Raw genomic sequence first — 25,634 nt, 5'->3', positions numbered from 1 at the left:
TCGGCGGGTCGCGTACCTTCACTCCCGTGACCAACCTCGCTTACGACGACCGTAATCAGGATGGCGATCCGGTTCTGTTCATCGCCGGGCGTGGCGGTGCCGGCCGCGGCTGGCACCTGCACCAGGTACGCGACTTCCAGCTCGCCCGGTTTCGCCCGATCACCTTCGACAACCGCGGTATCGGCGCCACCGAGAACGCCTCGGGGTTCACCACCGAGACCATGGTGGCCGACACCGCGCAGCTGATCGAATCCCTGGGGGTGGCCCCGGTTCGGATCGTCGCGGTGTCGATGGGCGCCTTCATCGCCCAGGAACTGATGCTGGCGCGCCCAGAGCTGGTGCGTTCGGCCGTGCTGATGGCCACTCGCGGCCGGCATGACCGCGCCCGGGACTTCTTCTACTCCGCAGAGGTGAAGCTGGCCGAGTCCGGTGTCGAGCTGCCCGCCGAATACGAAGCCAAAGTGCGTCTGCTGGAAAGTTTTTCGCCGAAGACCCTCAGCGATGACGCCGCGATCAAGGACTGGATCGCGATGTTCACCATGTGGCCGGTCAAGAACACCCCGGGGCTGCGCTGTCAGCTCGACGTAGCGCCGCTGACCAACCGGCTGCCCGCCTATGCCAACATCACCCAGCCGGTGCTGGTGATCGGGTTCGGCGACGACGTCGTCACCCCGGCACACCTGAGTCGCGAGGTCGCCGACGCAATTCCGGGCGCACGGTACCTGGAGATCCCCGACGCCGGCCACCTGGGCTTCATCGAGAAGCCAGACCAGGTCAACAAGGCCGCGTGCGAATTCCTGGCCGAGGTCGACGGCAGGACGTTCCGCTGGACGCCTCCCCCGCCGACGCACGACTAACCTGATAACAATGACCAACCCCTCGACGGCACAGGCCCGCATCGTCGTCGACGAGCTGATCCGCGGTGGCGTCCGCGACGTGGTGCTGTGCCCGGGGTCGCGCAACGCGCCGCTGGCCTTCGCGCTGCACGACGCCGACCGGGCCGGCCGGCTGCGCCTGCACGTGCGCATCGACGAACGTACCGCCGGATACCTGGCGATCGGGTTGTCGGTGGGTGCCGGCGCGCCGGTGTGTGTGGCGATGACCTCGGGTACCGCGGTGGCCAACCTGGGGCCGGCGGTGGTGGAGGCCAACTACGCGCGGGTGCCGCTGATTGTGCTGTCGGCCAACCGGCCCTATGAGCTGCTGGGTACCGGGGCGAACCAGACCATGGAGCAACTCGGTTATTTCGGCACCCAGGTACGTGCCACGATCAGTTTGGGACTCGCTGAAGACGCCCCCGAGCGTATGGACGCCCTCAACGCCACCTGGCGCTCGGCGGTGTGTCGAGTGTTGGTCGCCGCCAACGGATCTCGCACCGCCAACGCCGGTCCGGTGCAGTTCGACATTCCGCTGCGTGAACCGCTGGTGCCCGATCCCGACGATTCGGGAGCGCTGCCGCCGGGCCGCCCCGACGGCCGGCCCTGGACTTACACCCCGCCGGTCAGCTTCGATCAGCCGCTGGAGATCGATTTGACCCCGGACACCGTGGTGATCGCCGGGCACGGCGCCGGGGCGCACCCGAACCTGGCGGCGCTGCCCACCGTCGCCGAACCCACCGCCCCGGTGCCGCAGAATCCGCTGCACCCGCTGGCGCTGCCGCTGCTGCGCCCGCAGCAGGTCATCATGGCCGGCCGGCCCACCCTGCACCGCCCGGTGTCGGCGCTGCTGGCCGACCCCACGGTTCCGGTGTTCGCGCTGACCACCGGACCGCGCTGGCCGGACGTGTCGGGAAACTCGCAGGCAACCGGCACCCGGGCCGTGACCTCGGGGTCGCCGGATGCGGCCTGGCTGCGCCGCTGCGCCCAGCTCAACCGCAGCGCCAACGCCGCGGTGCGCGAGCAGTTGGCGGCGCACCCGCTCACCACCGGTCTGCACGTGGCCGCGGCCGTCGCCGACGCGATGCGCCCCGGTGATCAGCTGGTGCTGGGCGCCTCGAACCCGGTGCGTGACGCCGCGCTGGTGGGGCTGGGCAACGCCGCGGCCGCCCGAGACATCGCCGTGCGATCCAACCGCGGGGTCGCCGGTATCGACGGCACCGTGTCCACCGCGATCGGTGCGGCGCTGGCGCACGAGCGGGCCAACCCCGACGCCCGCACCATCGCCCTGATCGGCGACCTGACGTTTGTGCACGACAGCTCCGGGCTGCTGATCGGCCCCACCGAGCCGACGCCGCGGCAGCTGACCATCGTGGTGTCCAACGACAATGGCGGTGGCATCTTCGAGCTGCTCGAACAGGGCGACCCCAGGTTCGCCGACGTGTCGTCGCGGATCTTCGGCACCCCACATGACGTCGACGTCGGCGGGCTGTGCCGCGCCTATCACATCGAGTCCCGGCAGATCGAGGTCGACGCACTGCCCGCCGCGCTCGCCGAGCCTGCCGGCGGCCTGCGGGTGCTCGAGGTCAAGGCCGACCGGTCGTCGCTGCGGGCACTGCACGCCGCGATCAAGGCCGCACTGTGAGATTGTCCCGTTTCAATTCATTGAAGACGGTGCTGCACAGCCTGATTCGCGGTGAGGGCGTTGTCGCGCCGGATAGCACAATCGGACGCCTGTTGCGCTGGGCCCGAATGGGTGTGCTGATCATGGTGGTCGTGGTGACGCTGCAGTCGATGCTGCTGGTGGCCGGCGCCTGGCGCAACGACATCGCCATCGAACGTGACATGGGGGTGGCCGAGGCCGAAGTCCTCAACGCGGGCTTCCGGCGCTCCACCATCGAGTTCGTCACCCCGGAGCGAATCACGTACCGCCCCGAACTGGGAGTGCTCTATCCGTCCGAATTGGCAACCGGGATGCGCATTTACGTTGAATACGACAAGTCCGACCCGGACCTGGTGCGGGTTCAGCACCGCACCGCGGTACTGGCGATCATCCCGGCCGGCTCGATCGTGGTGATCGCCTGGCTATTCGGCACCGCGGCGCTGGCCGGGTTGGCCGTCGTCGAACGACGCTGGGCGCGCGACTAACGCCCTTCGGTGAGCCGGTCCAGCCAGCCGGCGTCGTCGGTGTCGACGACCGTTCTGGTGACGGCGTCGTAAACCGTTGGGGTGCCGGGACTCTCCGGGTTCGCCGCCAGCAGCTGCACCCGGTTGAAGGCGTTCATCGAGGTGGGGTCGACAACCTGCTGTCCGGCGGCGATCCGGTCCACCACGTGGGCGGGCAGGCCGGCGTCACGCGCGGTGGCCGCGATGTCCTCCAGGCCCGGCGTGCCGCCCCTGCGGTACAGCTCGGAGACGAACGTCTGATAGGTGGCGGCCGATGTCGCCGGATCGGAGGCCGCCATCAGCGCGTTGCCGACCCGGGCGGAGGTGTCGTTGCCCCGGCGGGCGTCCAGGAACGTCATCCACCGGTAGGTCACCGCGACGTCCCCGGCCACCAGGTGACTGCCCAAGTCGTCCCCGGAGGCCGCCACGAACTTCGCGCATTCGGAGCACTGCGGATCGCAGAACACCTCCAGCTGCACCGGGGCGTCGGCCGACCCGGCCAGCACCCCGAAGTGATCGGGCGCCCACGCGGTGCCCGGCGCGCCGGGGTCTGCTGCCGCCGGACCCGCCAGCACCACGCCGAACGTCACCAGTACTGCCAATGTGCCCAGCCAAGACCGCATTCCAAACACCCTATCGGACCGGGTAGCGTCGACACGGTGAGCCGCGCGAGCCTGGACAAAGACCCCCACGCGGTGGCATCGATGTTCGACGGCGTCGCGCGCCGCTATGACCTCACCAACACGGTGATGTCGCTGGGCCGGGATCGCGCGTGGCGGCGGGCGACCCGCAAAACCCTGGGGTTGCAGCCGGGGGAGAAGGTGCTGGACCTGGCCGCCGGCACCGCGGTGTCCACCGTCGAACTCGCGAAATCGGGCGCATGGTGCGTGGCGGCGGACTTCTCGGTCGGCATGTTGGCCGCCGGGCGCAAGCGTGACGTGCCCAAGGTCGCCGGGGACGCCACCAAGCTGCCCTTCGGCGATCGCGTGTTCGACGCGGTCACGATCAGTTTCGGGCTGCGCAACGTCGTCGACCACACGGCGGGTCTGCGGGAGATGGCTCGGGTGACCAAACCCGGTGGGCGGCTGGTGGTCTGCGAGTTCTCCACCCCGACCGTCCCGGTGTTCGCCACCGCCTACAAGGAGTACCTGATGCGGGCGCTGCCGGCGGTGGCCCGGGCGGTGTCGTCGAACCCGGAGGCCTACGTCTATCTTGCCGAGTCGATCCGGGCCTGGCCGGACCAGGCGGCACTGGCCGAGCAGATCTCCGCGGCGGGCTGGTCGGACGTCAGCTGGCGCAACCTCACAGGCGGCATCGTCGCACTGCACTCGGCCCGCAAGCCGTTGGCCTGACGGCGATCAGTCCGCCACCGGGTCGAACCGGAAGACGGCGCAGCGGCCGGCGAGCGCTTCGATCTCCTCAGGAGTGCCGTGCGGTGCCAGGCCGGTGCGCTTCATGAACCCCACCCCGACCGGCACCTCGGAGTGAAATGCCCGCAGCACCGGCCGTGCCTCGTCGGCGGGCAGTTCCACGATGTGCACCGTTCGCGATCTGCGCCCCCGGGTCAACGTTCCCACCCGCGCGGCGCGTGCATTGCTCGCCCAGTCGGCACCGGGAAACGCCACACCGTGCACGCTGCCATTGACTGTGAACGGCGTCATCGGTGTGCTGCGGGGCTGGCCCGACTTGCGGCCGGGCACCGTCAGGACGGTGACCGGACCCGCCGTGATGCCGAGCCTCTGTATCGCCAACATGACCTTGTTCATCGGCTTGAGCCAGCCGGGGAGCTTCGCGACGGCCATGGCGTTCAGCCCAGGTGCGCTGAGAGCAGCCAGCCCGCAGCCGATTTGCGGCCGCCTGCTTCGTCGCGCAGTCCGACGCCGCCGAAGCCGGGGAAGTCGTCGGGGAACACCGCGTGCAGCCGGGCCGGTTTGATCTCGTCGATCACCCAGTACTTCGACACCACGTCGCGCAGCTCCTCGTCGGTCACCGCGAAGGGCGGGCCCTCCGGGATGGCGGACTTGTCGAAGACCAGCACGAAGTACGACGCTCCCGGCGCGGCGGCGCGCACGATCGAGCGCTGGTAGCCCTCGCGGGCCTCCACCGGGATGGAGTGGAACAGCGTGCTGTCGACGATGGTGCCGAACCGGCCGTCATAGCCGGTGAACGCGCTGATGTCGGCGACCTCGAAGGTGGCGTTGGTCAGGCCGCGCGCGGCGGCCTCGCGACGGGCCAGGTCGATGGCGGTGGGCGAGCTGTCCAGGCCGACGGTGTTGTGGCCCCGTTCGGCCAGATACAGCGAGATGGCGGCCTCGCCGCAGCCGACGTCGAGGACATCGCCGTGGAACTTGCCCTGCTCGATCAGTGCGGCCAGTTCGGGCTGGGGCGCACCGATGCTCCACGGTGGTTTGGCGCCCAGTCCCATCTGCTCGGATTCACCGCGGTAGGCGGCGTCGAACTGGAATTCCAATGAATCACTCATCCGTCCGGTATATCAACTGGACTGATATGTGTCAATGATCCTGATATTGCGGTTCAGCGGGCTAACTGAACGGGCGGCGACGGTCGATCAGCCGGGACATCCGCCCCCCGCCGCGCCAGGCGCGCGCCACCATGTCGGCGTCGTCCTCGGTGACCAGATTGGCCATCACCCGCACCGCCACCCGCATCAACATCGTCGAGCGCATCGCCACCGGGCCGGTCGCCGGCAGGAACCGCGGGAAGGTCAGCAACAGCGCCAGCCGCCGGGCCACCGAGAAGCCGCGGGCGTAGCGGGCGGCCAGCAACTCCGGCCAGGCGTGGGTGAGATCCGGGCAGTCCAACATGCCGGCGGCCAGCAGTCCGGTCTCCAGTCCGTAGTCGATGCCCTCGCCGTTGAGCGGGTTGACGCAGGCCGCGGCGTCGCCGATCAACATCCAGTTCGGCCCGGCCACCCCCGAGACCGCCCCACCCATCGGCAACAGCGCGCTGGCCGGAGCCTTCACCGGCCCCTCGAAGCCCCATTCGTCGCGCCGTAGGTCGGCGTAGTAGGACAGCAACGGCCGCAGCGCCACGTCGGCGGGCCGCTTGACGGTGGCCAGCGCGCCGACGCCGATGTTCACCTCGCCATTGCCCAGCGGGAAGATCCACCCGTAGCCCGGCAGCACCGCGCCGTCGGGGGAGCGCAGTTCCAGGTGCGACGTCAGCCACGGTTCGTCATGCCGCGGCGAGGCCAGGTATCCGCGCGCGGCCACCCCGTACACCGTCTCCTGATGCCACTGGCGGCCCAGCACCCGGCCCAGGGTCGAGCGGGCGCCGTCGGCGACGATCAGCGCCCGACCGGTCACCTCGGTGCCGTCGGCCAGCACCACCGCGCGCACCCGTCCCGACGAGTCGTGGCGGACGCCGACGGCCTTGACGCCCAGTCGCATCCGGGCCCCGGATTCCTCGGCGACCTTGCGGATCCGTTCGTCGAGTTCGGTGCGCGGTGCGGCGCTGCCCGTCGACGGGAAAGACGGGCCGGGCCAGTCCACCTGCACTTCGCCACCGAACCCGGCCATCCGCAGGCCCCGATGCCGGATGTGGCTGTCCAGCCACTCGCCGAGCCCCAACAACTCCAGCTGCTCGACGGCGCGCGGGGTCAGCCCGTCGCCGCACGGTTTGTCCCGGGGGAAGGTGGCCGTGTCGACCACCAACACGTCGCGGCCCGCCCGGGCGGCCCAGGCGGCCGCCGCCGACCCCGCCGGACCGGCGCCCACTACCACCACGTCGGCGACCGTCTCAGCGCTGGAGTTCACACTGACCAGTATGTTGGAGCCGTGAGGACACCGGCGAGTGTGGTGGCGGGGCTGGATTTCGGGGGCTTGGGCGACCCGGCGTTCGCGGGCAGCGTCCGCGACGGCGTGGCACGCATCGAAGAGCTGATGGACACCGAGTTGCGCGGCGGGGACGTGCTGATGACCGAGGCCGTCACCCACCTGTTCGACGCCGGGGGTAAGCGTTTCCGGCCGTTGTTCACGGTGCTGTCCGCGCAGCTGGGCCCGGAGCCGGAAGCCTGGCAGGTGACGGTGGCCGGCGCGGTGATCGAGCTGGTGCACCTGGCCACGCTGTATCACGACGACGTGATGGACGAGGCGCAGATCCGCCGTGGGGCGCCCAGTGCGAACGCGCGATGGGGCAACAACATCGCGATTCTGGCCGGGGACTACCTGTTCGCGACGGCGTCGCGGCTGGTGTCGCGGCTGGGACCGGAGGCGGTGCGGATCATCGCCGAGACCTTCGCCCAGCTGGTGACCGGGCAGATGCGGGAGACCCGCGGGGCCGCCGAAGGGGCCGACGCGATAGAGCACTACCTCAAGGTGGTCTACGAGAAGACGGCCTGCCTGATCTCGGCGTCCGGCCGGTTCGGTGCGACGTTCTCCGGCGCCGACGACGATCAGATCGAGCGGTTGGCCCGCCTCGGCGGTGTGGTGGGCACCGCGTTCCAGATCTCCGACGACATCATCGACATCGACAGCGACCCCGACGAGTCCGGGAAGCTGCCCGGCACCGATCTGCGCGAAGGGGTGCACACCCTGCCGGTGCTCTACGCGCTGCAGGAGGCCGGGCCGGACGCCGAGCGGCTGCGGACGCTGCTGGCCGGCCCGGTCACCGACGACGCGGTGGTGGCCGAGGCGTTGGGGCTGCTGCGCGCATCGCCGGGGATGGTGCGGGCGAAGGCGACCGTCGCCGACTATGCCGCGCAGGCCCGCGCCGAGTTGGCCGCGCTGCCCGACTGCGTCGGCCGAGCGGCACTGGCCGGCCTGGTCGACTACACCGTCAATCGCCACGGCTGATCGCAATGCGGAACCCGCGCTGCGCCCGAGGCGTTAAATGAGCAAGACCGCGGTTCTCCGAGGAGGAAGTCGATGACCTGGCACCCCCATCGCAACACGGCGAAGACGTTCTTGCTGCTGTTCGTCATGTCGGGGTTGATCGTGCTGGTCGGTCGGGCCTTCGGGCCTTCGATGATGTGGTTGGCGGTGTTGTTCGCCGTGGCGATGAACGCCTACACCTACTTCAACAGCGACAAGCTGGCGCTGCGGGCGATGCGGGCCCAGCCGGTCACCGAGGTCCAGGCGCCGGAGATCTACCGGATCGTGCGTGAACTGGCCACCGCCGCCCACCAGCCGATGCCCCGGTTGTACGTCAGCGACACCAACGCCCCCAACGCATTTGCGACCGGCCGCAGCCCGCGGCACGCCGCGGTGTGTTGCACCAGCGGAATCCTGCGCCTGCTCAACGAGCGTGAGCTGCGTGCCGTCCTGGGCCACGAGCTGTCGCACGTCTACAACCGCGACATCCTGATCTCCTGCGTGGCCGGTGCCCTGGCATCGGTGATCACCGGGCTGGCCAACATGGCGATGTTCATGGGCAACCGCCGCGACGGCAACCCGCTGGCGATGCTGCTGGTGGCCTTGGTGGGGCCGCTGGCCGCGTCGGTGGTGCGGCTGGCGGTGTCGCGGTCGCGGGAGTATCAGGCCGACGAGTCCGGCGCCGTGCTGACCGGTGACCCGCTGGCGCTGGCGTCCGCGCTGCGCAAGATCTCCGACGGGGTGCAGGCCGCCCCGCTGCCGCCCGAGCCGGAGCTGGCCAGCCAGTCGCACCTGATGATCGCCAACCCGTTCCGGGTGGGCGAGAAGGTCGGGCAGCTGTTCTCCACCCACCCGCCGATGGCCGACCGGATCCGCCGGCTGGAGGAGATGGCCCGGGGATAGTTCTCCCAACCCCCTGCTGCCCAGCCCCTCCGGCACCGGCAGTCCCACCCGTCACTCCCGCCGCCGCTCCAGAATGGCCGTGTGACGACAGCGGTCCAGGTTCAGAACCCGGTGCCCTCCACCTCGTGCCCGGGCGCCTCGGCGATCAGCCCGCGGTAGGCCTGCTCGACGGTCGAGCCGTGGTTGATCACGCCGTCGACCTCACGGGCGATCGGCATGTTCAGCCCGTACTGCGCGGCGAACTTCATGATCACGCTGGCGGCCCGCACCCCCTCGGCGACCTGGTTCATCGACGCGATGATCTCGTCGATCGACTTTCCGGAGCCCAGCTGTTCGCCGACGAACCGATTGCGGCTGCGCTGGCTGGTGCAGGTCACGATCAGATCGCCCATGCCGGCCAGGCCGGAGAAGGTGTCGCGGGCCCCGCCCATCGCCTCGCCCAGCTTGGACATCTCCCGCACCGACCGCGACATCACCATGGCCCGGGTGTTCTCGCCGATTCCCAGCGAATAGCCCATCCCCACCGCGATCGCATAGACGTTCTTCAACGCCCCGGCCATCTCGACCCCGACCACGTCGTCGCTGGTGTAGACCCGGAACCGCTTGGTGCGGAAAAGCAATGCCAGCTGCGCCGCCAGATGCTGGTCGGGCATCGCCAGCACCGCCGCGGCCGCGTAGCCCTCAGCGACCTCGCGGGCGATGTTCGGCCCGGCCAGGATGCCGGCCGGATGCCCGGGCAGCACCTCGTCGACGATCTGCGACATCCGCATGTTGGTGCCCTGCTCCAGGCCCTTGACCAGTGACACCACCGGCACCCACGGCCGAAGCTCGTTGGCGAGCTCGGTGAGCACGCCCCGAAACCCGTGCGACGGCACCGCCATCACGACGACGTCGGCGCTCTGGGCGGCCTCGGCGAAATCGGTGGTGGCCCGCAGGGTCTCGCTGAGCACCACGTCCTCGCCCAGATAGCGGTTGTTGCGCTGGTTGTCGTTGATGTCGGCGGCGGTCGAATCCGATCGAACCCATTGCAGCGTCGGGGCGCGGCGCGAGCAGATCGACGCCACCGTGGTGCCGAACGATCCGCCGCCGAGCACGACGACCCTGGGTGTGCGAGTAGCAGCTGGCATGAGCGCCAGCGTATTGCCGACGCCGCCGTCACACCGGCAGTTGGCGAACTCGGTGCTACCCGGCCAGCGGAACCCGCTCCCCGGCCCGCCCGAACACCATCGATTCCTCGATCCGGTCGAACCGGTAGTCCAGCGCGTCGGCGAAGTAGTTCTGCCGCACGTTCCAGGGCCGCTTCGTGCCGGACTTGGGCAGCGCGTGCAGGGCACGCAGCACATAGCCGGCCTGAATGTCCCAGGCCGGCTTCTCGGTGAGCGGCTCATCGCCGCGATGCGGGTACGCGTGGGTGTACCCGCGGGCGGCCATGTGCGACATCAGCTTTGCGGTGGCCCGGGCGGTCATGTCGGCACGCAGTGTCCAGGAGGCGTTGGTGTAGCCGACGCACCAGAACAGGTTGGGCACGTCTTCGAGCATGTGCGCCTTGTAGACGAAGCGATCGGTGGGCTTGATCTCGGTGCCGTCCAGGCTGATCCGTACTCCGCCGAGAGCCTGCAGCTGCAGACCGGTGGCGGTGACGATGATGTCGGCATCCAGGTGCGTCCCGGACTGCAACGTGATCCCGGTGGCGTCGAAGTGATCGATCCGGTCGGTGACCATCTCGACTCGTCCGGCGCTGATCTCGGTGTAGAGGTCGGCGTCGGGAATCAGGCACAGTCGCTGGTCCCACGGTTGATAGGGTGGCTTGAAGTGGGTGTCGATGTCATAGCCCGGCGGCAGGTTCTGGACGGCCGTCCGGCGCAGCATCCACTTCAGGACCGCCGGCGTCTTGCGGGCCAGGAACCAGACCAGGCCCTCGAACAGGGCCATGGTCAACCGGATGATCGGGTGAGCCAATTTGCGGGGCAACAGCTTTGCGACCGCGTCGGTGAAGCGACTGTATTTCGACGCCGAGATCAGGTACGTCGGCGTGCGCTGCAGCAGGGTCACCTGGCCGGCCCGCTCGGTCAGCGCCGGAACCAGCGACATCGCCGTGGCACCGCTGCCGATCACCACGATCTTCTTGCCGGCGTAATCCAGGTCCTCGGGCCAGTGTTGCGGGTGCACCACCGTGCCGGTGAACGTCTCGACGCCCGGGAAGTCCGGGGTGTAACCGTCGTCGTAGTTGTAGTAGCCGGATCCGAAGAACACGAACCGGCCGCGGTAGGTCCGCGATGTCCCAGTGGTGCCGTCCTCCACCGTCACCGTCCAGGTGTCGGTCGACGAATCCCAGTCGGCGGCGACGACGTGGCTGTTGAACCGGATGTGGGACTCGATGCCGTGCTTGCGCGCGGCATCGGTCAGGTAGTCGCGGATCTCGTCGCCGTCGGCCACCCGTTCGCGGCCCGTCCACGGCTCATACGGCAGGCACAGCGTGAAGATGCTGCTGTCGGAGCGCACCCCCGGATACCGGAACAGGTCCCAGGTGCCGCCGATGCGTTCGCGCCGCTCCAGGATGACGTAGCGGGTGCCGGGGTTGCGTTCGGTGATGCGGTAGGCCGCGCCGATCCCGGAGATGCCCGCTCCGATAATCACGACGTCGACGGAGTCTTCGGTGGTCACGGCTCCCAGCGTAGGCACAGGCAGGGCCGCGGGCTAGGGGCTTTGGGCTACCGGTAGTTGACGAACTGCAGCGCCACGTCGAGGTCGGCGCCCTTCAGCAGCGAGATGACGGCCTGCAGGTCGTCGCGCTTCTTCGACGACACCCGGATCTCGTCGCCCTGGACCTGGCTCTTGACGCCCTTGGGCCCCTCGTCCCGGATCAGCTTGTTGATCTTCTTGGCGTGCTCGGCGTCGATGCCCTGCTTGAGGCTGCCGCTGACCTTGTAGGTCTTGCCGGAGGCCTGCGGTTCGCCGGCGTCGAACGCCTTCATCGAGATGTCCCGGCGGATCAGCTTCTCCTTGAACACGTCGACGGCGGCCTTGACGCGTTCCTCGGTGGAGCTGACCAGCTCGATGGTCTCCTCGCCCTTCCAGGCGATGGTGGTGTCGGTGCCGCGGAAGTCGAACCGGGTGGCCAGTTCTTTGGCCGCCTGGTTCAAGGCGTTGTCGACCTCCTGGCGGTCGACCTTGCTGACGATGTCGAACGATGAGTCGGCCACGAGACGTCCTTTCTCCATGCCGTTCGGCAGGTGCTGGCCCGTTTGTGTTCGGGGTACATCTTCGTTGTAGTCTGCTAGGCGCGATACGGCAGGTTGCCCGAGCGGCCAATGGGAGCGGACTGTAAATCCGTCGGCGCAAGCCTACGCAGGTTCGAATCCTGCACCTGCCACCCATATCAGGCCCCCCGTTGCGAGGGGCCTGATTGCTTTTTACAGCTCGTCGGAGAAGTCGGCGGTCAGCCAGCGGTCGGGCCGGATGGTGAACAGCACGCTGGAGGCGCCGTCCATGTTGGCGGCGAACGCCCGTCCGCCTTCCTTGCCGAGGTAGCGAACCGCGATGGCTTCGCGTGGTTCCTGCGGCGCCGGCGTGGTGGCCTGTACGACGGTGCCTTCGACGACGACGTATTGATAGGGCAGGTCTTCGCGCTGTGCCACCAGCGTCACCGCACCGGCCCGCTCGATGAGCTTGGCCTTGCGGGAGCCGGCGCCGGTGTTGACCAGGATGTCGCCCCCTGGGGTGTAGTCGTACCAGATCGGGACGCTGGCCGGGGGCCGGCCGCCGGTGGCGTCGACGGACAGCACGGCGACGTGCGTGCCGGCGAGGAATTGCTGACGTTCGGCTTCGGTGAATGGTTTGGGCATGCCGACACGAACGGCGCCGGTCCCGGCGCTATTCCACCGGCGGGCCTACCAGTCCGGCGGCAGCGGTTTGGTCCGTGCCCACGGGGTGCACCCGTAGCTGACGAAGGTGCCGTTTTCAGCGCGCGGATCGACATCGACCGTCGTGATGCCCAGCGTGATCAGCCGGGAGCCGGAGTCGACGACCTGACCGTGCCGGTCGACGACGGCATAGCTGCACGAACCGCCCGGGTCGACTCCGGCCGCATAGGTGCCGAAGGGCATCACGTCGGGAATCACGTAGCGGCCGGCCGGGAACACCGGGCCGGCGGCGTTGGGCGAGCCGGCGATCTGCGCTGCGGCGGCCACGCAGTCGGCGCGGGGGAACTCGGCCAGGCAGTTCTTCCAGCCGATCTGCCCGACGATCGCCGGATCAACCATCGTGGTGGCGGTGTCGGCCTGCCAGGAATAGCCGGCGACGCTGCTGAGGCAGCGCAGGGTCATCCCCGATACCGAGATCACCGTGGTGTTGAACTGGGCGTGGCTGCATGTCGTATCCAGTAATGGAGCCGCCGGCGCCGACGTCACCGGCGGGGTCGTCGCCGCAGGTGGAGCTTCCGTCGTGACCGGTGGAGCCGTGAGGGCTAGTGGGGGAGGCGATGCCGTCACGGTGGTCGTCGAAGTGGACGTCACCGGTGCCGCGGCGGTCGGCGCCGGCGGCTCCGCCCGGGTGCTGCCGAGCAGGTACAGCGCCAGGAATGCGGCGGCCGACAGCGCCCAGCCCCTCGACAACCGGCGCCGGGGCTTCGGCAGTGGAAGCACCGGCCGGCTCGGCGCGGGCGCAGCCGCCCGCAGTGCGGCCGCGAAGTCGGCGCAGCCGGCGTACCGCTCGGCCGGATCCTCGGCCAGCGCCCGGATCAGCGCGGCATCGAGCCCGGCCGGGTCGGGATGCACCGGTGGCTTGCCGGTGAGCAGGTGGTAGGCGGTGGCGGCCAGCGCGTACTGGTCGGCCCGGCCGTCGATCGCGGCACCCCGCAGTTGCTCGGGTGCGGCGTAGCGCAGCGTGCCGACCGCCATGTTGGTCGCCGTCAGGCCGCTGACCTCGTCGACCCGCAGCCCGATCCCGAAGTCCGCCAGGATGATCCGCGCACTGGTGTCGCCGGGTTTGGTCAGCAGGATGTTCGCCGGTTTGACGTCGCGGTGCAGCAGCCCGCGCTGATGCGCGTGATCCAGGGCCCGCGCGACGGCCGCGACGATCTCGACCACCTGCTCGCGCGGCAGACCGCCCGGGTGGTGCCGCAGCAGCGCCTCGGCGTCGGAGCCGTCGACGTAGTCCATCGCGATCCACAGCTGGCCGTCGTACTCGCCGCGGTCGTGCACCCCGACGATGTGCGGATGCCACAGCGACGCCGCCAGGTCGGCTTCGCGGTTGAACCGTTCCCGGAAATTCGGGTCGGCCGACACCTGGGCGGGCAGCACCTTCAGCGCGTCGCGGCGCGGCAGTCGAGGGTGTTCGGCCAGGTAGACCTCGCCCATTCCGCCCGAGCCCAGCTGCCGCACGATGCGGTACCCGGCGAACGTCGAGCCTGCGGTGAGCATGTCGTGAACGTATCGCCGGGCACCGACATCTCCCCGGCTTCACCACCGATTTAAAGGAGAGACAGGGTCTAAAGTCCTCTAGCGGACGCAATATGGGTAAGGCTAACCTTCATTGCATGACCTTGCCCATGTCTGACCGCAAAACCGCTGATCTCCCCGGCCACTGGCTCTTCGCGCGCCTCGGCAAACGCGTCCTGCGCCCCGGCGGCCTCGGGCTGACCCACCGCATGCTCGCCGACGCGCAGCTGTCCGGCGCCGACGTCGTCGAACTCGCCCCCGGCATGGGCCGCACCGCAAAAGAGATCCTGGCGTGCACTCCCGGCACCTACACCGGTGTGGAGGCCGACGAGAACGCCGCCGGTGTGGTCCGTTCGGTGGTCGGCGCCCGCGGAAAGGTCGTCACCGGCGAGGCGTCGGAGACCGGGCTGGCCGCCGGCAGCGCCGACGTCGTCGTCGGCGAAGCCATGCTGACCATGCAGACCAACGCGCACAAGGCCGAGATCATGCGCGAGGCCTTCCGGGTGCTGCGGCCCGGCGGCCGCTACGCCATCCACGAGATGGTGCTGCAGCCCCACGACGTGCCCGAGGCCGTCAAGGACGAGGTGCGCACCGCGCTGGCCCGCTCGATCAAGGTCAACGCGCGCCCGCTGACCGCCGCGGAGTGGACCGAGCTGCTCAACGGGGCCGGCTTCACGGTGGAGAAGATCTCCTACGCGCCGATGGCGCTGCTCGAACCGCACCGGCTGGTCGCCGACGAGGGCCTGCTCGGGGCGCTGCGGTTCGTGTTCAACGTGCTGCGCGACTCCGATGCGCGGGCCCGGGTGCTCAACATGCGCGCGACGTTCCGCCGCCACCGAAACCACATGGCGGCCATCGAGGTGATCGCCGCCAAACCGGCCGCGTAACCCACTTGCCATGATGAACGGGTGACAACCCGCGACCGCGACGACTCCGGCCGCCCCCGCAACGCCCGCCCGCGGGACCGGCTGGGTCGGCCGCTGCCGCGCGGCAGCCAGGGTGGAGTCGAAGGTGTTCCCGACGATCTCGACCTGCCACCGGCGCAGACGCTGGCCTACGCGCAGCTGCTGCTCGACGACGGTCTGGCGTTCAACGCCCACGAGGTGCTGGAAGCCGCCTGGAAACACCGGCCCGACGCCGAACGCGATCTGTGGCAGGGACTGGCGCAACTGGCGGTCGGTGTCACCCACGTCCAGCGCGGCAACGTGGTCGGCGCGGTGAGCCTGCTGCGCCGCGGCGCCGACCACCTGGCCGCGGTGCACGCCCCGGCGCCGTTCGGGATCGACCTCGCCGGTCTGCTGCGCTTCGCCGCCACCCTCGCCGACGACCTGGCGGCCGGCGTCGAGATCGCCCCGAACCGGCTGCACCCCCGGTTGGTCGCGTGAGCCACCCGACGAGCTGGACGCTTGCCGACGGCCGCTACCTGTTGTTCTTCTGCCTGCCCGGTCACAGCCCGGCCCCGGTGGCCGACCGCCGGCCGCTGCCGCCCCGCGACCCCGAGCCGTCGCAGCTGCGCTTCGACCGCACCACCGGCCAATGGGTGATCATCGCCGCGCAACGCCAGGACCGCACTTACCAACCGCCCGCCGAGGCCTGTCCGCTGTGTCCGGGACCGAGCGGGCTGACCAGTGAGGTGCCCGCGCCCGGCTACGACGTGGTGGTCTTCGAGAACCGGTTCCCCAGCCTGGCCGGGACCGGGGCCGCGATCGCCACCCCGCCCGACGGCGCCGGATTCATCGCCGCACCCGGGCATGGCCGCTGCGAGGTGATCTGCTTCTCGGCCGATCACACCGGCTCGTTCGCCGCCCTGCCCGCCGAGCACGCCCGGCTGGTGGTGCAGGCCTGGCGGCACCGCACCGCCGACCTGCTGGCGCGCCCCGGCGTCGAGCAGGTGTTCTGCTTCGAGAACCGCGGCGAGGAGATCGGGGTGACGCTGGCCCACCCGCACGGCCAGATCTACGGCTACCCCTATCTGACCCCGCGCACCGCGGTGATGCTGGACCAGGCCCGCGATCACCGAAACACCCACGGCACCAATCTGTTCGCCGACCTGCTCGCCGCCGAGCTGGCCGACGGCACCCGGATCGTGACACGCACCGAGTACTTCACCGCATTCGTACCGTTCGCGGCGCGCTGGCCCGTGGAGGTGCACCTGTATCCGAATCGGCGGGTGCACAACCTGACCGAGCTGTATGACGCCGAGCTGGACGACTTCGCGCAGATCTACCGAAATCTGTTGGGCCGCTTCGACCGCATCTACGACGCCCCGCTGCCGTATATGGCCGCCCTGCACCAGTACCGCGCCGACGGACCGCAGGCCGACGGGTATTTCCACGTCGAGTTGATGTCGATCCGGCGCAGCGCCACCAAGCTGAAGTACCTGGCGGCCTCGGAATCGGCGATGGACGCGTTCATCGCCGACGTCACCCCGGAGTCGGTCGCCGAGCGGCTGCGTGAGCTGTGATCAGCTATTCCGCGCCGGGCCGGGTGAACCTCATCGGTGAACACACCGACTACAACGGGGGTTTCGCGCTACCGATCGCGCTGCCGCAGCGCACCACCGTCGCCTTCAGCCCCGCCGAGATCGACACGATCACCGTGCTGTCCGACGCCGCCGACACCTCGGTGCGCATCCCCGTGGACACCGCCCCCGGCGGGATCACCGGCTGGGCCGCATATGTGGCCGGGGTGATCTGGGCGTTGCGCGAGGGCGGTGTTGCGGTGCCCGGCGGAACCATGTCGATCCGCAGCGACGTGCCGATCGGTTCGGGTCTGTCATCGTCGGCGGCGCTGGAATGCGCGGTGCTCGGCGCCCTGACCTGCGCCGCCGGGGTGCAGATCGACCGGATCGAGCAGGCTCGGATCGGGCAGCGCGCCGAGAACGACTACGTCGGCGCCCCAACGGGTTTGCTCGATCAGCTGTCGTCGCTGTTCGGGGAGGTCAACAGCGCGCTGTTGATCGACTTCCGCGACGTCGCGGTGCACCCGGTGCCCTTCGACCCGGACGCCTCCGGGGTGACGTTGCTGTTGTTCGAGTCCGGTCAGCGCCACGGCCACGTCGACGGCGAGTACGCCGCACGGCGCGCGTCGTGCGAGCGGGCCGCCGCCGGGCTGGGGGTGACGTCCCTGCGGGAGGTGCAGCACCGCGGCGTGCAGGTGCTCGACGGCATCGCCGACCCGGTCGACGTCCGCCGGGCCCGGCATGTGTTGACCGAGAACGAGCGCGTGCTGGATTTCGTTGCGGCGTGCGGGGAGTTGGACTTCGCCGCGGCGGGCCGGTTGTTCACCGCGTCGCACGCCTCGATGCGCGACGACTTCGAGATCACCACCGCGCATCTGGATGTGATCGTCGACGCCGCGGTGGCGGCCGGAGCGCTGGGCGCCCGGATGACCGGCGGCGGTTTCGGCGGCTGCGTGATCGCCCTGGTGCCGGCCGAGCTGACGCTGAAGGTCGGCGATGCGGTGCGGGCCGCGGTGACCGCGGCGGGCTACGCCGAGCCGGACCTGAGCCGGGTGTATGCGGCGGCCGGGGCCGGATAGCGTCAGATCGGGTAGTCGGGCAGGTCGAAATCGTCGCGCACCGAGCCGGCGAACACGCTCGTGAGCAGCCGGAGGTTCATCGCCCGGATCGCCAGGTTGCGAAACCACAGCCCGAATCGGGTCCGGGTGGCGAAGAACCCGAGGAACTGTTGCGCGCTGGACTGTTTGGCTTCGATGAACGGTCGCAGCCGCGCTTCGTAGGCGCCGAACGCGCGCCGATGGTCACCGGCGGTGCGTTGCAATTCGCCGGCCAAGACGTAGGCCTCGGTGATGGCCAGGCCGGTGCCCTCACCGCCGAGCAGCGAGATGCACCCGGCGGCGTCGCCGAGCAACAGCACCCGCCCCCGCGACCAGGAGTCCATCCGGACCTGGCTGACCACATCGAAGTACAGGTCCTCAACCCCGGCGACCGCGGCCAGCAGCTGCGGGCATTCCCAGCCCGCGTCGGCGAACCGGTGGTGCAACTGGGCCTGGGGATCGGTCACCTCGGCGGAGGCGTCGCGGAACACGAACAGCACCAGGGTGCGGTCGTCGCGCAGTGCGACCCGGGACACCTGCCGGCCGGGCACGGCGTAGCTCACGTACACCAGTTCGTCGCGGGGCCGGTAACCCTCGACGACGGCCGCGGCCACTTTGCAGCCCAGGTAGTGCTCGAAATCGGCGTCCGGGCCGAAGACCAGCCGGCGCACGTTGGAGTGCAGGCCGTCGGCGCCGATCACCAGGTCGAACTCGCGCGGCGCGGCGTGGGTGAAGGTCAGCCGGACACCGTCGTCGTGGTCGTCGATGCCGGTGATGCTGTCGCCGTAGATCATCTCGACGTGCTCGGCGATGGTGGTGTGGATGGTGTCGGCCAGGTCGCCGCGGGGCAGGCTGGTGAAGTCGTCGCCGAGCAGGTGCTGAAAAACGTGTGCGTCCAATGCCGCGCGGGTGCGGCCGTCGGCGCCGACCGATCGGACGGACTCGATCTGGTAGCCCTTGTCGAGGATCTGCGCCTCGATGCCCATCCGCTGGGCCACGGTGTAGCCGACGCCCCAGAAGTCGATCATGTAGCCCCCTGAGCGGAAGGCCGGCGCCTGCTCGATCACGGTCGGGGTGTGGCCGGTGCGGTGCAGCCAGTGCGCGAGTGCCGTTCCGGCCACTCCTGCACCGCTGATCGCGATCCGCATCGGGTCAGATCATCTCGTTCTCGGTCAGCCAGCGCATCACCGGCCAGCCGACGAACACCGGCAGCCAGCAGGTCAACACCCGATACAGCAGCACCGACGGGACCGCCAGCGCGGCGGGGACGCCGAACGCGGCCAGCCCACCGATCAGGGCGGCCTCCACGGCGCCGACCCCGCCGGGTGTCGGGGCGGCCGAGGCCAGGGTGCCGCCGACCATCGTCACCACCGTGACGGTGACGAAGGAGGTGTTGCCGCCGAAGGCCTCCACGCTGGCCCACAGTGCCAGTGCCGCACCCAGGGTGGTGCCGGCCGCGCCCAGCACGATCAGCGCCAGCCGCTTGGGTTCCCGGGCCAGCTCCATCAGGTCGGCGGTGACCTCGGTGAGGCGGGGACGCAGCGCCGTGGTCAACCACCGGCGCAGGTTGGGCACCAGCAGGAAGATGCCGGCAAGCCCCAGTGCCACACCGGCGATCAGGTAGAGCATGGTGGCGCTGGGCACGAAATGGGACAGGTCGGCCCGGGCGCCCGCCGCGGTGGTGAAGACGATCAGCAGGATCACGTGCACGATCACCTGCACCGACTGCTGCAGCGCGACCGCGGCGGTGGCCCGCAGGGCGCTCAGCCCGCCCTTGACCAGAAAGCGGGTACTCAACGCCAGCCCGCCCACACCGGCCGGGGTGGTGGTGGCGGCAAAGGTGTTGGCCACCTGCATGATCGCCAGATTGCGGAAGCTGACCGCGCCGTTGGCGCAGGCCCACAGCGCCCCGGCCGCACCGACATAGGTCAGCGACGACACGATCAACCCCACCAGAGCCCAGGACCAGTTCGCCTGCCGCAGTTGGGAAAAGAACGTCGGGACCTGGCTGATGAACGGATAGGCGACATAGACCAGCGCGACCAGCAGCACCAACTGGATCAGCTGGCTGCGGGTGAAGCGGGTGATGGTCTTGGTGTGGATCGCGTCGGTGTTGGTCTGCCGCTTGACCTCCTCGCGGGCGGCCGAGATCACCGCACCGACCTCGGGCACCGCCTTGCGAAGCCGTGACGGCACAGCCGATTTGGTGAGGCGGCGTGAGGCGGCCAGCACCGCGGTGCGGCCGAAGTGCTCGATCGCCGCGGCCACCGCCGACGACGCGTTGTACAGCGATGACGTCGTCACCAGCAACTGGGCGATATCGGACTGCAGCTGGGTGTCGGTGGCGCCGTACTCGGCGTTGCCGAAACCGCCGAACAGCACCCGGTCGCCGACGACCGTCATCTCCTTGCTGCGCAGGTCCCCGTGCGAGATCTGCTGATCGTGCAACCGCCGCAGTGCCTCCCAGGCCTTGCCCACCGGGGTGCTGGCGACACAATCGGCGATCGGCACCCCGCGTGGCGCGGTGTGGGCGTACAGCGTCCAGCCCCGGTCCAGGGAGGCCACCGCGACGGTGTCGGTGTTGGCGACCCCGGTCTCGGCGATGGCGATCGCCATCAGCGCGCGATGCTCGACGGCGCGGTGCAGCGAGGCGTGCAACGGCGCGGTCTCGGTGGTGCGCAGCCGCAGCTTGCGCCAGAGCTGGCGCAGCGCGCCGCCGCTGCGCTGGTTGGGGCCGTAGAGTTCGATGATCGCCGGGCGCTTGCCGACGGTGGACAGCACCAGCGGCCCGCGCCCGGCCGGGCGGACCACGGTGAGCTCGGTGACGGTGCAGCCGCGGCGGGCCAGGGTGCGCACGGTGCCGTCCAGCGGCACCTCCAGTGCGGGGGTTCCGACGATGAGGATCACCAGCGCCCCGACGAACCAGCCGACGGCCAGACCCAGCAGGGAGCGGGCCGGCACGATTGCGCTGACCACCAGGTGGATCGGCACGAACGCCAGCAGCAGCGCCCACCACCAGCGCCGCCAGCGGGCCGGCAGCCACGGGCCGGAGACGGTGAGCATCGCGGCGAGCATGGCGATCCACCGCGGGTCGTCGAGGAACTGGGCCAGTGTGGTGGCCAGCCGTTCGGACAGGTCGAAGTGCCACCGCGGTGCGGCCAACCCGTTGCTGCGGATCGACAGCGACGCCACCGCGAGCAGCCCGGCGACCGCGTAGGCCGCCAGTAGTTTCCACTGCCGGGAGACGACCAGGCCGATCAGGATGGCGAAGGGCAGCCCCACGATCGCGATGCCGTAGGCCAGGTATACCTGGTTGGCGTGGGTCGGGGAGAGCACCCCGACGATCTGGGACACCGAGCGTTCCAGCGATACCCACTCGTAGCGGGTGACCAGGGAGCTGGTGATGACGGTGGCGAGGAACAGCGTCGCCAGCCCGAGACGCAGAATGTCGTTGGTGCGTCGGGTCAGCGGTTGCAGCAGGTTGCCGGTGACGGCAACCTCGCGTCCCTCAACTCGCATGATCACTTTCGGTCCCTGGGTGCCGCAGATTGCGGCTCGCCACAACTTAACCGGTGAGCTGGGGTGTCACGTCAGTTTGTCGGCGACAGCGGGTGCGCGTCGCCGCGTGCGAGTCTCATGCGCCCCATGCGTCACTGCGGGGCGGGGGTGTGGTGTGTGCCCGGCTATGCGCGACAACTCGCTCAGAGCGGGTAGTGCACCCCGGTCATCTTCTCCGACTCTTCCCACAGCCGCCGCCACAGCCGCTGGTCTTTTGACAGCTTGTTCGACGGGCACGGGCCGACCGGGCCGCGGGCCTGGTTCAGCTTGGTCGGCCCCCAGTAAGTGTCCGGGTCGGCGTCGGCGGTGGTGGCGGCGAAGACGATCGACTCGGCGGCCCGCTCGGGTGCCTGGCCGACCAGCGTCATGCCGTACTTGGCGACCAGACCGGGCAGGCTCTTGTCGTTGTCGAACAGCTCGGTGGCCGACACCCCGGGGTGCACCGCGTAGGACCGCAGCGGCGATCCGGCCGCGCGCAACCGGCGCTGCAGCTCGCGGGCGAACATCAGGTTGGCCAGCTTGGACTGCGCGTAGGCCAGGTTGCGCTGATAGAAGCGGTCGGAGTAGTTGAGGTCGTCGATCCAGAACTTCGGGGTCTGCTTGTGCGCGATGCTCGACACCGTCACCACCCGGTCGCCGATGCGGTCCAGCAGCAGACCGGTCAGCGCGAAGTGGCCGAGGTGGTTGACGCCGAACTGCATCTCGAAGCCGTCGACGGTGCGCCGCATCGGGATGTTCATCACCCCGGCGTTATTGACCAGCACATCGAAGCCGCCCTGCTGCGCGGCGAAATCCCGCACCGAGGCCAGGCTGCCCAGATCCAGCGCCGCCACCGTGACGTCGCCGTCGATGCCGTCGGCGATCTGCTGGGCCTTGGCGGTGTTGCGGCAGGCCATCACCACGCTGGCGCCGTTGGCGGCCAGGGTGCGGGTGACGACCTCGCCCAGTCCGCCGTTGGCGCCGGTCACCACGAAGGTGCGGCCGTGCTGATCGGGTGTGTCGGCGAGTCGGAAAGCCATGGTCGTCACGTTACGCGACGAATCAGGTGCCGCCTTCTGTGGTCAGCACCACACCCCGGTGGGTGATCACCCGGGTCTGTGCGGTGGGCCCGAGCCCGCTCGCCGCCTCCAGGTAGCCGCGCCGCAGCGTCACCCGGACTCCGCCGGATAGCCCCGGGATCGCCAGGCGCACCGAGTGGCCGGGTGCTTCGTGCAGCACGGCCACCGGGGGATAGCGCAACATCCGTCGCAGGGCGTGGTCGTCGTGGCCGTCGAAAAGCTGCGCGGTGCGGATGACGCCGTCGATCGCCCACTCCAGGTTGGCGTCGAGGCTGCGGATCCGCTCGGCCGACAGCGGCGACGGCGGCGGAGTCAGCACGGAGATCAGCACCGCGGGATGCCCGATGTCCTCGGCGATGTCGCAGGCGGTGAAGCCGCGGGCGTCGCGCAGGCCGCGCAGCGCGCCGCGATCGAGCAGCGCGGCAAAGACTTTCGCCGGTGCCCCGTGGCGGGCGGCCTGGTGCAGCGGGGTGAGCCACTGGGGGCTTCCGGGCCGCGGCTGGTTGACGCTGAGCGTCGGGGTGGCATCCAGCAGATCGAACAGGGCCGGCCAGTCGCCGGCTTCGGCGGCGTCGGCCAGGTGTTGCCCGGCGGTGCTGGCTTCCTGTGACATCAGGGAGGGTTCCAGCACGCCGGGCCAATCTAAAGGGGGTTCGTCCATGGCTCGAACGTAGTCAGGGGGTCCGACAAAAACTGTCGGTCGTTCGGCGGAAAGGACTTGTCGGTACCCGTCGATAGCCTGGTGCCAGTTGTTCTGGACGGAGAGAGTTGCCGTGGGGCTGAGTGCCGTGTTCCTGCACTGCGTGCAGGCCGCCAGTCGTACCCCCACCCTGGGGGCGCTCTACGGGGCGCGACGGCAGGGCACCGGCATCGATGACGCGCTGGCCGATGTGGGTGCGGTGCTGCCGGATTCATCGGCCGATGACGCCTTTCGGGAGTCGTTGCGACGGTTGGTTCCGGGGGAGCGATGAGCGCCGAGAAAGGGTGGATCGGAGAGCCTCAACCTCCTAAAGAATGGCAACGCTCGTTCGCCTCCTGCCGCGCTGAACAAATCGCGGGCGCAGAACGCAAGCGCAGTCGACGAGCCGAGGCTGCTGCTATTGAAGAGTGGGAGCATCGTCGCTCTCTGACGGATCACCCGGCCTCGGAGGAGGATTCGTGAATTGGGATGCGCCCGCGCGATGGGGCGCTGAAGTCCGCCGCGACCCCATTCAGCTGGTGAGGATTGCTGACCTCGTTCGTACACCCCCGGATCGCTGGGCGGTGGATCCTGTCACCCCCACCTCGTAGGATCCTTTCTCATGCACGCGCTGTTCTCGGCCGGCGGTCTCCCGCTCACGCCGTAGCCCCCGCTCCGCGGATCGACCGTGGACTCGGCGGGGGCTACCCCGTCCGAGGAGACCGTTGTGTCCCGTACCGATGCCCACAGCCCCTACCGCGTCCGCCTCGCCCGCCGTGAAGTCCGCGTTTGTGCGGTGCATGCCTGCGGTGGTCTCGACTGCGATCTGCCCGCGCTCGATCCCGGCTGGTCGATCGGCCGTATCGGCCGCTGTTACTGGGAATTCGTCTACACCGGAACGAACGTGTGCAGCTGCTGGATGTGCCACTGCCATCACCGCCCGGAGCATCGTCGCTCCGCGGTGCGCACTGAGTTGCGTGCCGTTGCCCGCGAGTGGAACGCCGGGGAGCGGGAGGAGTGACAGCGACCCCCGGTTGCCGGCAGCCAGAACTTGTCGGTGGTCGCCGATACATTCCTTTCACCAACACTTCCCCACGGGGGCTTCATGAATCGGGAGGTATCGATGCCGCACTCCACACCGATCATTCTGCTCGGAGACCGTGACACCGTGGCCCATCGCGGCGACTTGTCCGTCGACGCCGGCGAGCGAGGCTACACCATCGTCGACACCTTCGGATTCGACGACGGGGCGGCCGCTCGGGAACACGACTTGACCCAGGTCGAGGCCGTCGTCGATGCACTGAGCCGTGCCATCGCCGGCCGGATCGACGTCTGGGTGCCGTTTCCGGGCCCGGATTTTCTGCGCGAGCAGCACCTGCGGCGGCTCAGTCTGGTGCTGCAGCGCCACGGTTTGAACCTGCTGATTTACCGGGAGCTTTTCCGGGTGCCCACCGACGGCGGAATCAATGAGATCGACCAGGCGCTGCGGCTGGAAGTGCAGACCGTCGACGAGCTCGACCGCGCGGCGCTGGCGGTGGCCGGTGTCACGAGCCTGAGCCGGGAGATCGAGTTGGCGCTGGCCAAAACCGGTGCAACTCCTGCGGTGGGGAGACTGCCGGAACGCGGTACTACGGCGGCGCACTCGCTGCCGCCGGTGCTGCCGTCGCCGTCGGTGCCGTGGTCGCAACGCAAGGGGCTGCTCAAGTTCTACGCGAGCTGGCTGGTGTACGGCTGCGGTGTCACCCAGGCCGCCACCGCGCGGGTGCTGAACTCGACCGGGCAGCGCACTCCGACCGGCCGGCACTGGAAGCCGGCCACGGTGTCGAAGCTGCTCACCGGCAAATACGACGATCCGCGCCGCCCCGGTGAGTTCAGGCCAGATGCAGTAGCTGGGTGACCACCACCGTCGGGATGACGGTTAGCGCGATGGTCAACGGCGTGGCGAGGTAGCCGATGAGCATGCCCCGGCCGACTTCACCGATCTCTCCGGGCATTTCGCGCATGAACAATGCTGTCGGCACGACTACCACCGTGGCCACACCGAAGAAGAACAAGTTGATCATCCAATACGGAAGCCAAGCCCACGTGGCAGTTTCGACGATGGCGATAGTGGCCAGCGCAGCGGCGAAGCCGCGTGGGCCGTACCGGTCTGCCGGCGTCGGGGTGCTCATGAGGCGGGCTCCACGATGGGCAAGAAGATCAGTGCGAAGGCCAACCCACCGACCAAGACAGCTATGCCCGAGCCGGCGATCCCCAGACCCACGCCGCGGCGACGAGTTGAATCGCTGCGCAACAGCGCCTTGCCGATCGACAACGCGACGACTGTGGTCAGGACAGTCGCGACCGTCACCAAGATGCGAAACTCGATGTGGCTTTCGACTGGCCGGCGCCCCAGCAGCCAGCCGATGCCGAACAACGCAGCCCACACGAACTGGACGACGATCGGCGATGATCGGGTGGCGGTCCTCCAGACGTCGTTGTCCTGCAGACGGATTTGAGACAGTGTCGTGCGTAGCATGCACTATCGCCTTTCTGTGGGAGAGTCAGCTGCGGGCTGGTGGTCTGCT

28 protein-coding genes and 1 tRNA gene are annotated in these 25,634 nt (G+C 69.4%); 14 read left to right on the top strand and 15 right to left on the bottom strand.

What is annotated here, in order from left to right:
- Positions 1-26: 26 nt before the first annotated feature.
- From G6N23_RS17405 to G6N23_RS17395, 3 genes are read left to right on the top strand one after another with little or no spacing between them, the layout of a single operon-like run.
- Entirely contained in the window at positions 27-857 is an 831-nt protein-coding gene (locus G6N23_RS17405; RefSeq protein WP_085259735.1) for an alpha/beta fold hydrolase, read from the top strand.
- Positions 858-867: 10 nt separating this feature from the next.
- Positions 868-2,520, top strand: a complete 1,653-nt coding sequence (menD, locus tag G6N23_RS17400) for a 2-succinyl-5-enolpyruvyl-6-hydroxy-3-cyclohexene-1-carboxylic-acid synthase (RefSeq protein WP_085259736.1) — start codon at positions 868-870, stop codon at positions 2,518-2,520.
- Positions 2,521-2,549: 29 nt separating this feature from the next.
- Positions 2,550-3,023: a DUF3592 domain-containing protein gene (locus tag G6N23_RS17395; RefSeq protein WP_085259737.1), complete on the top strand. Its 474-nt coding sequence runs from the start codon at positions 2,550-2,552 to the stop codon at positions 3,021-3,023.
- Here G6N23_RS17395 and G6N23_RS17390 read toward each other — a convergent pair.
- Complete coding sequence (locus G6N23_RS17390; protein WP_085259738.1) at positions 3,020-3,664, bottom strand: DsbA family protein; 645 nt, start codon at positions 3,662-3,664, stop codon at positions 3,020-3,022. The two genes, G6N23_RS17395 and G6N23_RS17390, sit on opposite strands and share 4 nt — an antisense overlap.
- Before the next feature lie 36 nt (positions 3,665-3,700).
- Between G6N23_RS17390 and G6N23_RS17385 the strand changes: the two genes are divergently transcribed.
- Entirely contained in the window at positions 3,701-4,393 is a 693-nt protein-coding gene (locus tag G6N23_RS17385) for a demethylmenaquinone methyltransferase (RefSeq protein WP_085259739.1), read from the top strand.
- 6 nt (positions 4,394-4,399) lie between these two features.
- Here G6N23_RS17385 and G6N23_RS17380 read toward each other — a convergent pair whose 3' ends face one another.
- From G6N23_RS17380 to menJ, 3 genes are all read right to left on the bottom strand, one after another.
- Positions 4,400-4,843 carry a nitroreductase/quinone reductase family protein gene (locus G6N23_RS17380; RefSeq protein ID WP_085259740.1) on the bottom strand — a complete coding sequence of 148 codons (444 nt, stop codon included), beginning with the start codon at positions 4,841-4,843 and terminating at the stop codon, positions 4,400-4,402.
- A gap of 5 nt (positions 4,844-4,848) precedes the next feature.
- Positions 4,849-5,523 (bottom strand): class I SAM-dependent methyltransferase, encoded by a 675-nt coding sequence (locus tag G6N23_RS17375; protein WP_085259741.1) that lies wholly within the window; start codon positions 5,521-5,523, stop codon positions 4,849-4,851.
- Positions 5,524-5,584: 61 nt separating this feature from the next.
- Positions 5,585-6,817, bottom strand: a complete 1,233-nt coding sequence (menJ, locus tag G6N23_RS17370; RefSeq protein ID WP_095173705.1) for a menaquinone reductase MenJ — start codon at positions 6,815-6,817, stop codon at positions 5,585-5,587.
- A gap of 21 nt (positions 6,818-6,838) precedes the next feature.
- Between menJ and grcC1 the strand changes: the two genes are divergently transcribed.
- On the top strand, positions 6,839-7,855 hold the full coding sequence (gene grcC1 / locus G6N23_RS17365; RefSeq protein ID WP_085259742.1) for a nonaprenyl/(2E,6E)-farnesyl/geranylgeranyl diphosphat synthase: 1,017 nt from the start codon (positions 6,839-6,841) through the stop codon (positions 7,853-7,855).
- A gap of 72 nt (positions 7,856-7,927) precedes the next feature.
- Complete coding sequence (gene htpX / locus G6N23_RS17360; protein ID WP_085259743.1) at positions 7,928-8,776, top strand: zinc metalloprotease HtpX; 849 nt, start codon at positions 7,928-7,930, stop codon at positions 8,774-8,776.
- Positions 8,777-8,877: 101 nt separating this feature from the next.
- Here the strand turns inward: htpX and G6N23_RS17355 are convergent, their stop codons facing one another.
- The 3 genes from G6N23_RS17355 to G6N23_RS17345 are packed head-to-tail and all read right to left on the bottom strand — an operon-like array spanning position 8,878 to position 11,979.
- Positions 8,878-9,903, bottom strand: a complete 1,026-nt coding sequence (locus tag G6N23_RS17355) for an NAD(P)H-dependent glycerol-3-phosphate dehydrogenase (protein WP_085259744.1) — start codon at positions 9,901-9,903, stop codon at positions 8,878-8,880.
- Positions 9,904-9,958: 55 nt separating this feature from the next.
- Entirely contained in the window at positions 9,959-11,449 is a 1,491-nt protein-coding gene (locus G6N23_RS17350) for a flavin-containing monooxygenase (protein WP_095174131.1), read from the bottom strand.
- 38 nt (positions 11,450-11,487) lie between these two features.
- Positions 11,488-11,979: a YajQ family cyclic di-GMP-binding protein gene (locus tag G6N23_RS17345; protein WP_085259745.1), complete on the bottom strand. Its 492-nt coding sequence runs from the start codon at positions 11,977-11,979 to the stop codon at positions 11,488-11,490.
- 87 nt (positions 11,980-12,066) lie between these two features.
- Between G6N23_RS17345 and G6N23_RS17340 the strand changes: the two genes are divergently transcribed.
- Positions 12,067-12,149: transfer RNA gene (locus G6N23_RS17340), tRNA-Tyr, on the top strand.
- A gap of 40 nt (positions 12,150-12,189) precedes the next feature.
- Here the strand turns inward: G6N23_RS17340 and G6N23_RS17335 are convergent.
- On the bottom strand, positions 12,190-12,621 hold the full coding sequence (locus tag G6N23_RS17335; protein ID WP_085259746.1) for a pyridoxamine 5'-phosphate oxidase family protein: 432 nt from the start codon (positions 12,619-12,621) through the stop codon (positions 12,190-12,192).
- A 45-nt stretch (positions 12,622-12,666) separates the two neighbouring features.
- A complete protein-coding gene (locus tag G6N23_RS22630) occupies positions 12,667-14,196 on the bottom strand; it encodes a serine/threonine-protein kinase (protein ID WP_085259747.1) in 1,530 nt (509 codons plus the stop codon).
- Between the two features lie 116 nt (positions 14,197-14,312).
- Between G6N23_RS22630 and G6N23_RS17325 the strand changes: the two genes are divergently transcribed.
- The 4 genes from G6N23_RS17325 to G6N23_RS17310 are packed head-to-tail and all read left to right on the top strand — an operon-like array spanning position 14,313 to position 17,754.
- A complete protein-coding gene (locus G6N23_RS17325; protein ID WP_085259748.1) occupies positions 14,313-15,101 on the top strand; it encodes a class I SAM-dependent methyltransferase in 789 nt (262 codons plus the stop codon).
- Positions 15,102-15,122: 21 nt separating this feature from the next.
- Positions 15,123-15,599, top strand: a complete 477-nt coding sequence (locus G6N23_RS17320; protein WP_085259749.1) for a DUF309 domain-containing protein — start codon at positions 15,123-15,125, stop codon at positions 15,597-15,599.
- Positions 15,596-16,678: a galactose-1-phosphate uridylyltransferase gene (gene galT, locus G6N23_RS17315; RefSeq protein WP_085259750.1), complete on the top strand. Its 1,083-nt coding sequence runs from the start codon at positions 15,596-15,598 to the stop codon at positions 16,676-16,678. Before G6N23_RS17320 ends, galT begins: the two co-directional genes overlap by 4 nt.
- Entirely contained in the window at positions 16,675-17,754 is a 1,080-nt protein-coding gene (locus G6N23_RS17310) for a galactokinase (protein WP_085259751.1), read from the top strand. The genes galT and G6N23_RS17310 overlap by 4 nt, the downstream gene beginning before the upstream one ends.
- 2 nt (positions 17,755-17,756) lie before the next feature.
- Here G6N23_RS17310 and G6N23_RS17305 read toward each other — a convergent pair whose 3' ends face one another.
- The 4 genes from G6N23_RS17305 to G6N23_RS17290 all read right to left on the bottom strand — a co-directional run bounded on the left by G6N23_RS17305 (position 17,757) and on the right by G6N23_RS17290 (position 23,019).
- A complete protein-coding gene (locus G6N23_RS17305) occupies positions 17,757-18,920 on the bottom strand; it encodes an FAD-binding domain (protein WP_085259752.1) in 1,164 nt (387 codons plus the stop codon).
- Positions 18,921-18,924: 4 nt separating this feature from the next.
- A complete protein-coding gene (locus G6N23_RS17300; RefSeq protein WP_085259826.1) occupies positions 18,925-21,291 on the bottom strand; it encodes a lysylphosphatidylglycerol synthase transmembrane domain-containing protein in 2,367 nt (788 codons plus the stop codon).
- A gap of 182 nt (positions 21,292-21,473) precedes the next feature.
- Positions 21,474-22,349: an oxidoreductase gene (locus G6N23_RS17295; RefSeq protein ID WP_085259753.1), complete on the bottom strand. Its 876-nt coding sequence runs from the start codon at positions 22,347-22,349 to the stop codon at positions 21,474-21,476.
- 22 nt (positions 22,350-22,371) lie between these two features.
- On the bottom strand, positions 22,372-23,019 hold the full coding sequence (locus G6N23_RS17290) for an ankyrin repeat domain-containing protein (RefSeq protein ID WP_085259754.1): 648 nt from the start codon (positions 23,017-23,019) through the stop codon (positions 22,372-22,374).
- Positions 23,020-23,161: 142 nt separating this feature from the next.
- Here G6N23_RS17290 and G6N23_RS17285 point away from each other — a divergent pair, with 142 nt between their 5' ends.
- From G6N23_RS17285 to G6N23_RS17275, 3 genes are all read left to right on the top strand, one after another.
- Entirely contained in the window at positions 23,162-23,359 is a 198-nt protein-coding gene (locus G6N23_RS17285; RefSeq protein ID WP_085259755.1) for a protein-tyrosine phosphatase family protein, read from the top strand.
- A gap of 435 nt (positions 23,360-23,794) precedes the next feature.
- Entirely contained in the window at positions 23,795-24,088 is a 294-nt protein-coding gene (locus tag G6N23_RS17280) for a hypothetical protein (RefSeq protein WP_133055453.1), read from the top strand.
- A 102-nt stretch (positions 24,089-24,190) separates the two neighbouring features.
- A complete protein-coding gene (locus G6N23_RS17275) occupies positions 24,191-24,964 on the top strand; it encodes a hypothetical protein (RefSeq protein ID WP_085259827.1) in 774 nt (257 codons plus the stop codon).
- On the opposite strand, the gene G6N23_RS17270 is transcribed toward G6N23_RS17275, so the two are convergent.
- Entirely contained in the window at positions 24,939-25,238 is a 300-nt protein-coding gene (locus tag G6N23_RS17270) for a hypothetical protein (RefSeq protein WP_085259756.1), read from the bottom strand. The two genes, G6N23_RS17275 and G6N23_RS17270, sit on opposite strands and share 26 nt — an antisense overlap.
- Positions 25,235-25,585, bottom strand: coding sequence for a hypothetical protein (locus G6N23_RS17265; RefSeq protein WP_234808506.1), 351 nt, complete (start codon positions 25,583-25,585; stop codon positions 25,235-25,237). The genes G6N23_RS17270 and G6N23_RS17265 overlap by 4 nt, the downstream gene beginning before the upstream one ends.
- Positions 25,586-25,634 lie beyond the last annotated feature (49 nt).

This window comes from Mycolicibacter terrae, assembly GCF_010727125.1.
Taxonomy (GTDB): Bacteria; Actinomycetota; Actinomycetes; order Mycobacteriales; family Mycobacteriaceae; genus Mycobacterium; species Mycobacterium terrae.
This window is presented reverse-complemented; position numbering and strand designations above follow the sequence as displayed.

What these genes read in the sequence shown, in the direction of transcription:
- G6N23_RS17375 (WP_085259741.1), bottom strand. Translation starts at nt 5,523, where the DNA reads ATGAGTGATTCATTGGAATTCCAGTTCGACGCCGCCTACCGCGGTGAA.
- G6N23_RS17325 (WP_085259748.1), top strand. Translation starts at nt 14,313, where the DNA reads ATGACCTTGCCCATGTCTGACCGCAAAACCGCTGATCTCCCCGGCCAC.
- G6N23_RS17300 (WP_085259826.1), bottom strand. Translation starts at nt 21,291, where the DNA reads ATGCGAGTTGAGGGACGCGAGGTTGCCGTCACCGGCAACCTGCTGCAA.
- G6N23_RS17270 (WP_085259756.1), bottom strand. Translation starts at nt 25,238, where the DNA reads ATGAGCACCCCGACGCCGGCAGACCGGTACGGCCCACGCGGCTTCGCC.
- htpX (WP_085259743.1), top strand. Translation starts at nt 7,928, where the DNA reads ATGACCTGGCACCCCCATCGCAACACGGCGAAGACGTTCTTGCTGCTG.
- G6N23_RS17355 (WP_085259744.1), bottom strand. Translation starts at nt 9,903, where the DNA reads ATGCCAGCTGCTACTCGCACACCCAGGGTCGTCGTGCTCGGCGGCGGA.
- G6N23_RS17305 (WP_085259752.1), bottom strand. Translation starts at nt 18,920, where the DNA reads ATGCGGATCGCGATCAGCGGTGCAGGAGTGGCCGGAACGGCACTCGCG.
- G6N23_RS17390 (WP_085259738.1), bottom strand. Translation starts at nt 3,664, where the DNA reads ATGCGGTCTTGGCTGGGCACATTGGCAGTACTGGTGACGTTCGGCGTG.
- G6N23_RS17380 (WP_085259740.1), bottom strand. Translation starts at nt 4,843, where the DNA reads ATGGCCGTCGCGAAGCTCCCCGGCTGGCTCAAGCCGATGAACAAGGTC.
- G6N23_RS17335 (WP_085259746.1), bottom strand. Translation starts at nt 12,621, where the DNA reads ATGCCCAAACCATTCACCGAAGCCGAACGTCAGCAATTCCTCGCCGGC.
- G6N23_RS22630 (WP_085259747.1), bottom strand. Translation starts at nt 14,196, where the DNA reads ATGCTCACCGCAGGCTCGACGTTCGCCGGGTACCGCATCGTGCGGCAG.
- G6N23_RS17275 (WP_085259827.1), top strand. Translation starts at nt 24,191, where the DNA reads ATGCCGCACTCCACACCGATCATTCTGCTCGGAGACCGTGACACCGTG.
- G6N23_RS17265 (WP_234808506.1), bottom strand. Translation starts at nt 25,585, where the DNA reads ATGCTACGCACGACACTGTCTCAAATCCGTCTGCAGGACAACGACGTC.
- G6N23_RS17295 (WP_085259753.1), bottom strand. Translation starts at nt 22,349, where the DNA reads ATGGCTTTCCGACTCGCCGACACACCCGATCAGCACGGCCGCACCTTC.
- menD (WP_085259736.1), top strand. Translation starts at nt 868, where the DNA reads ATGACCAACCCCTCGACGGCACAGGCCCGCATCGTCGTCGACGAGCTG.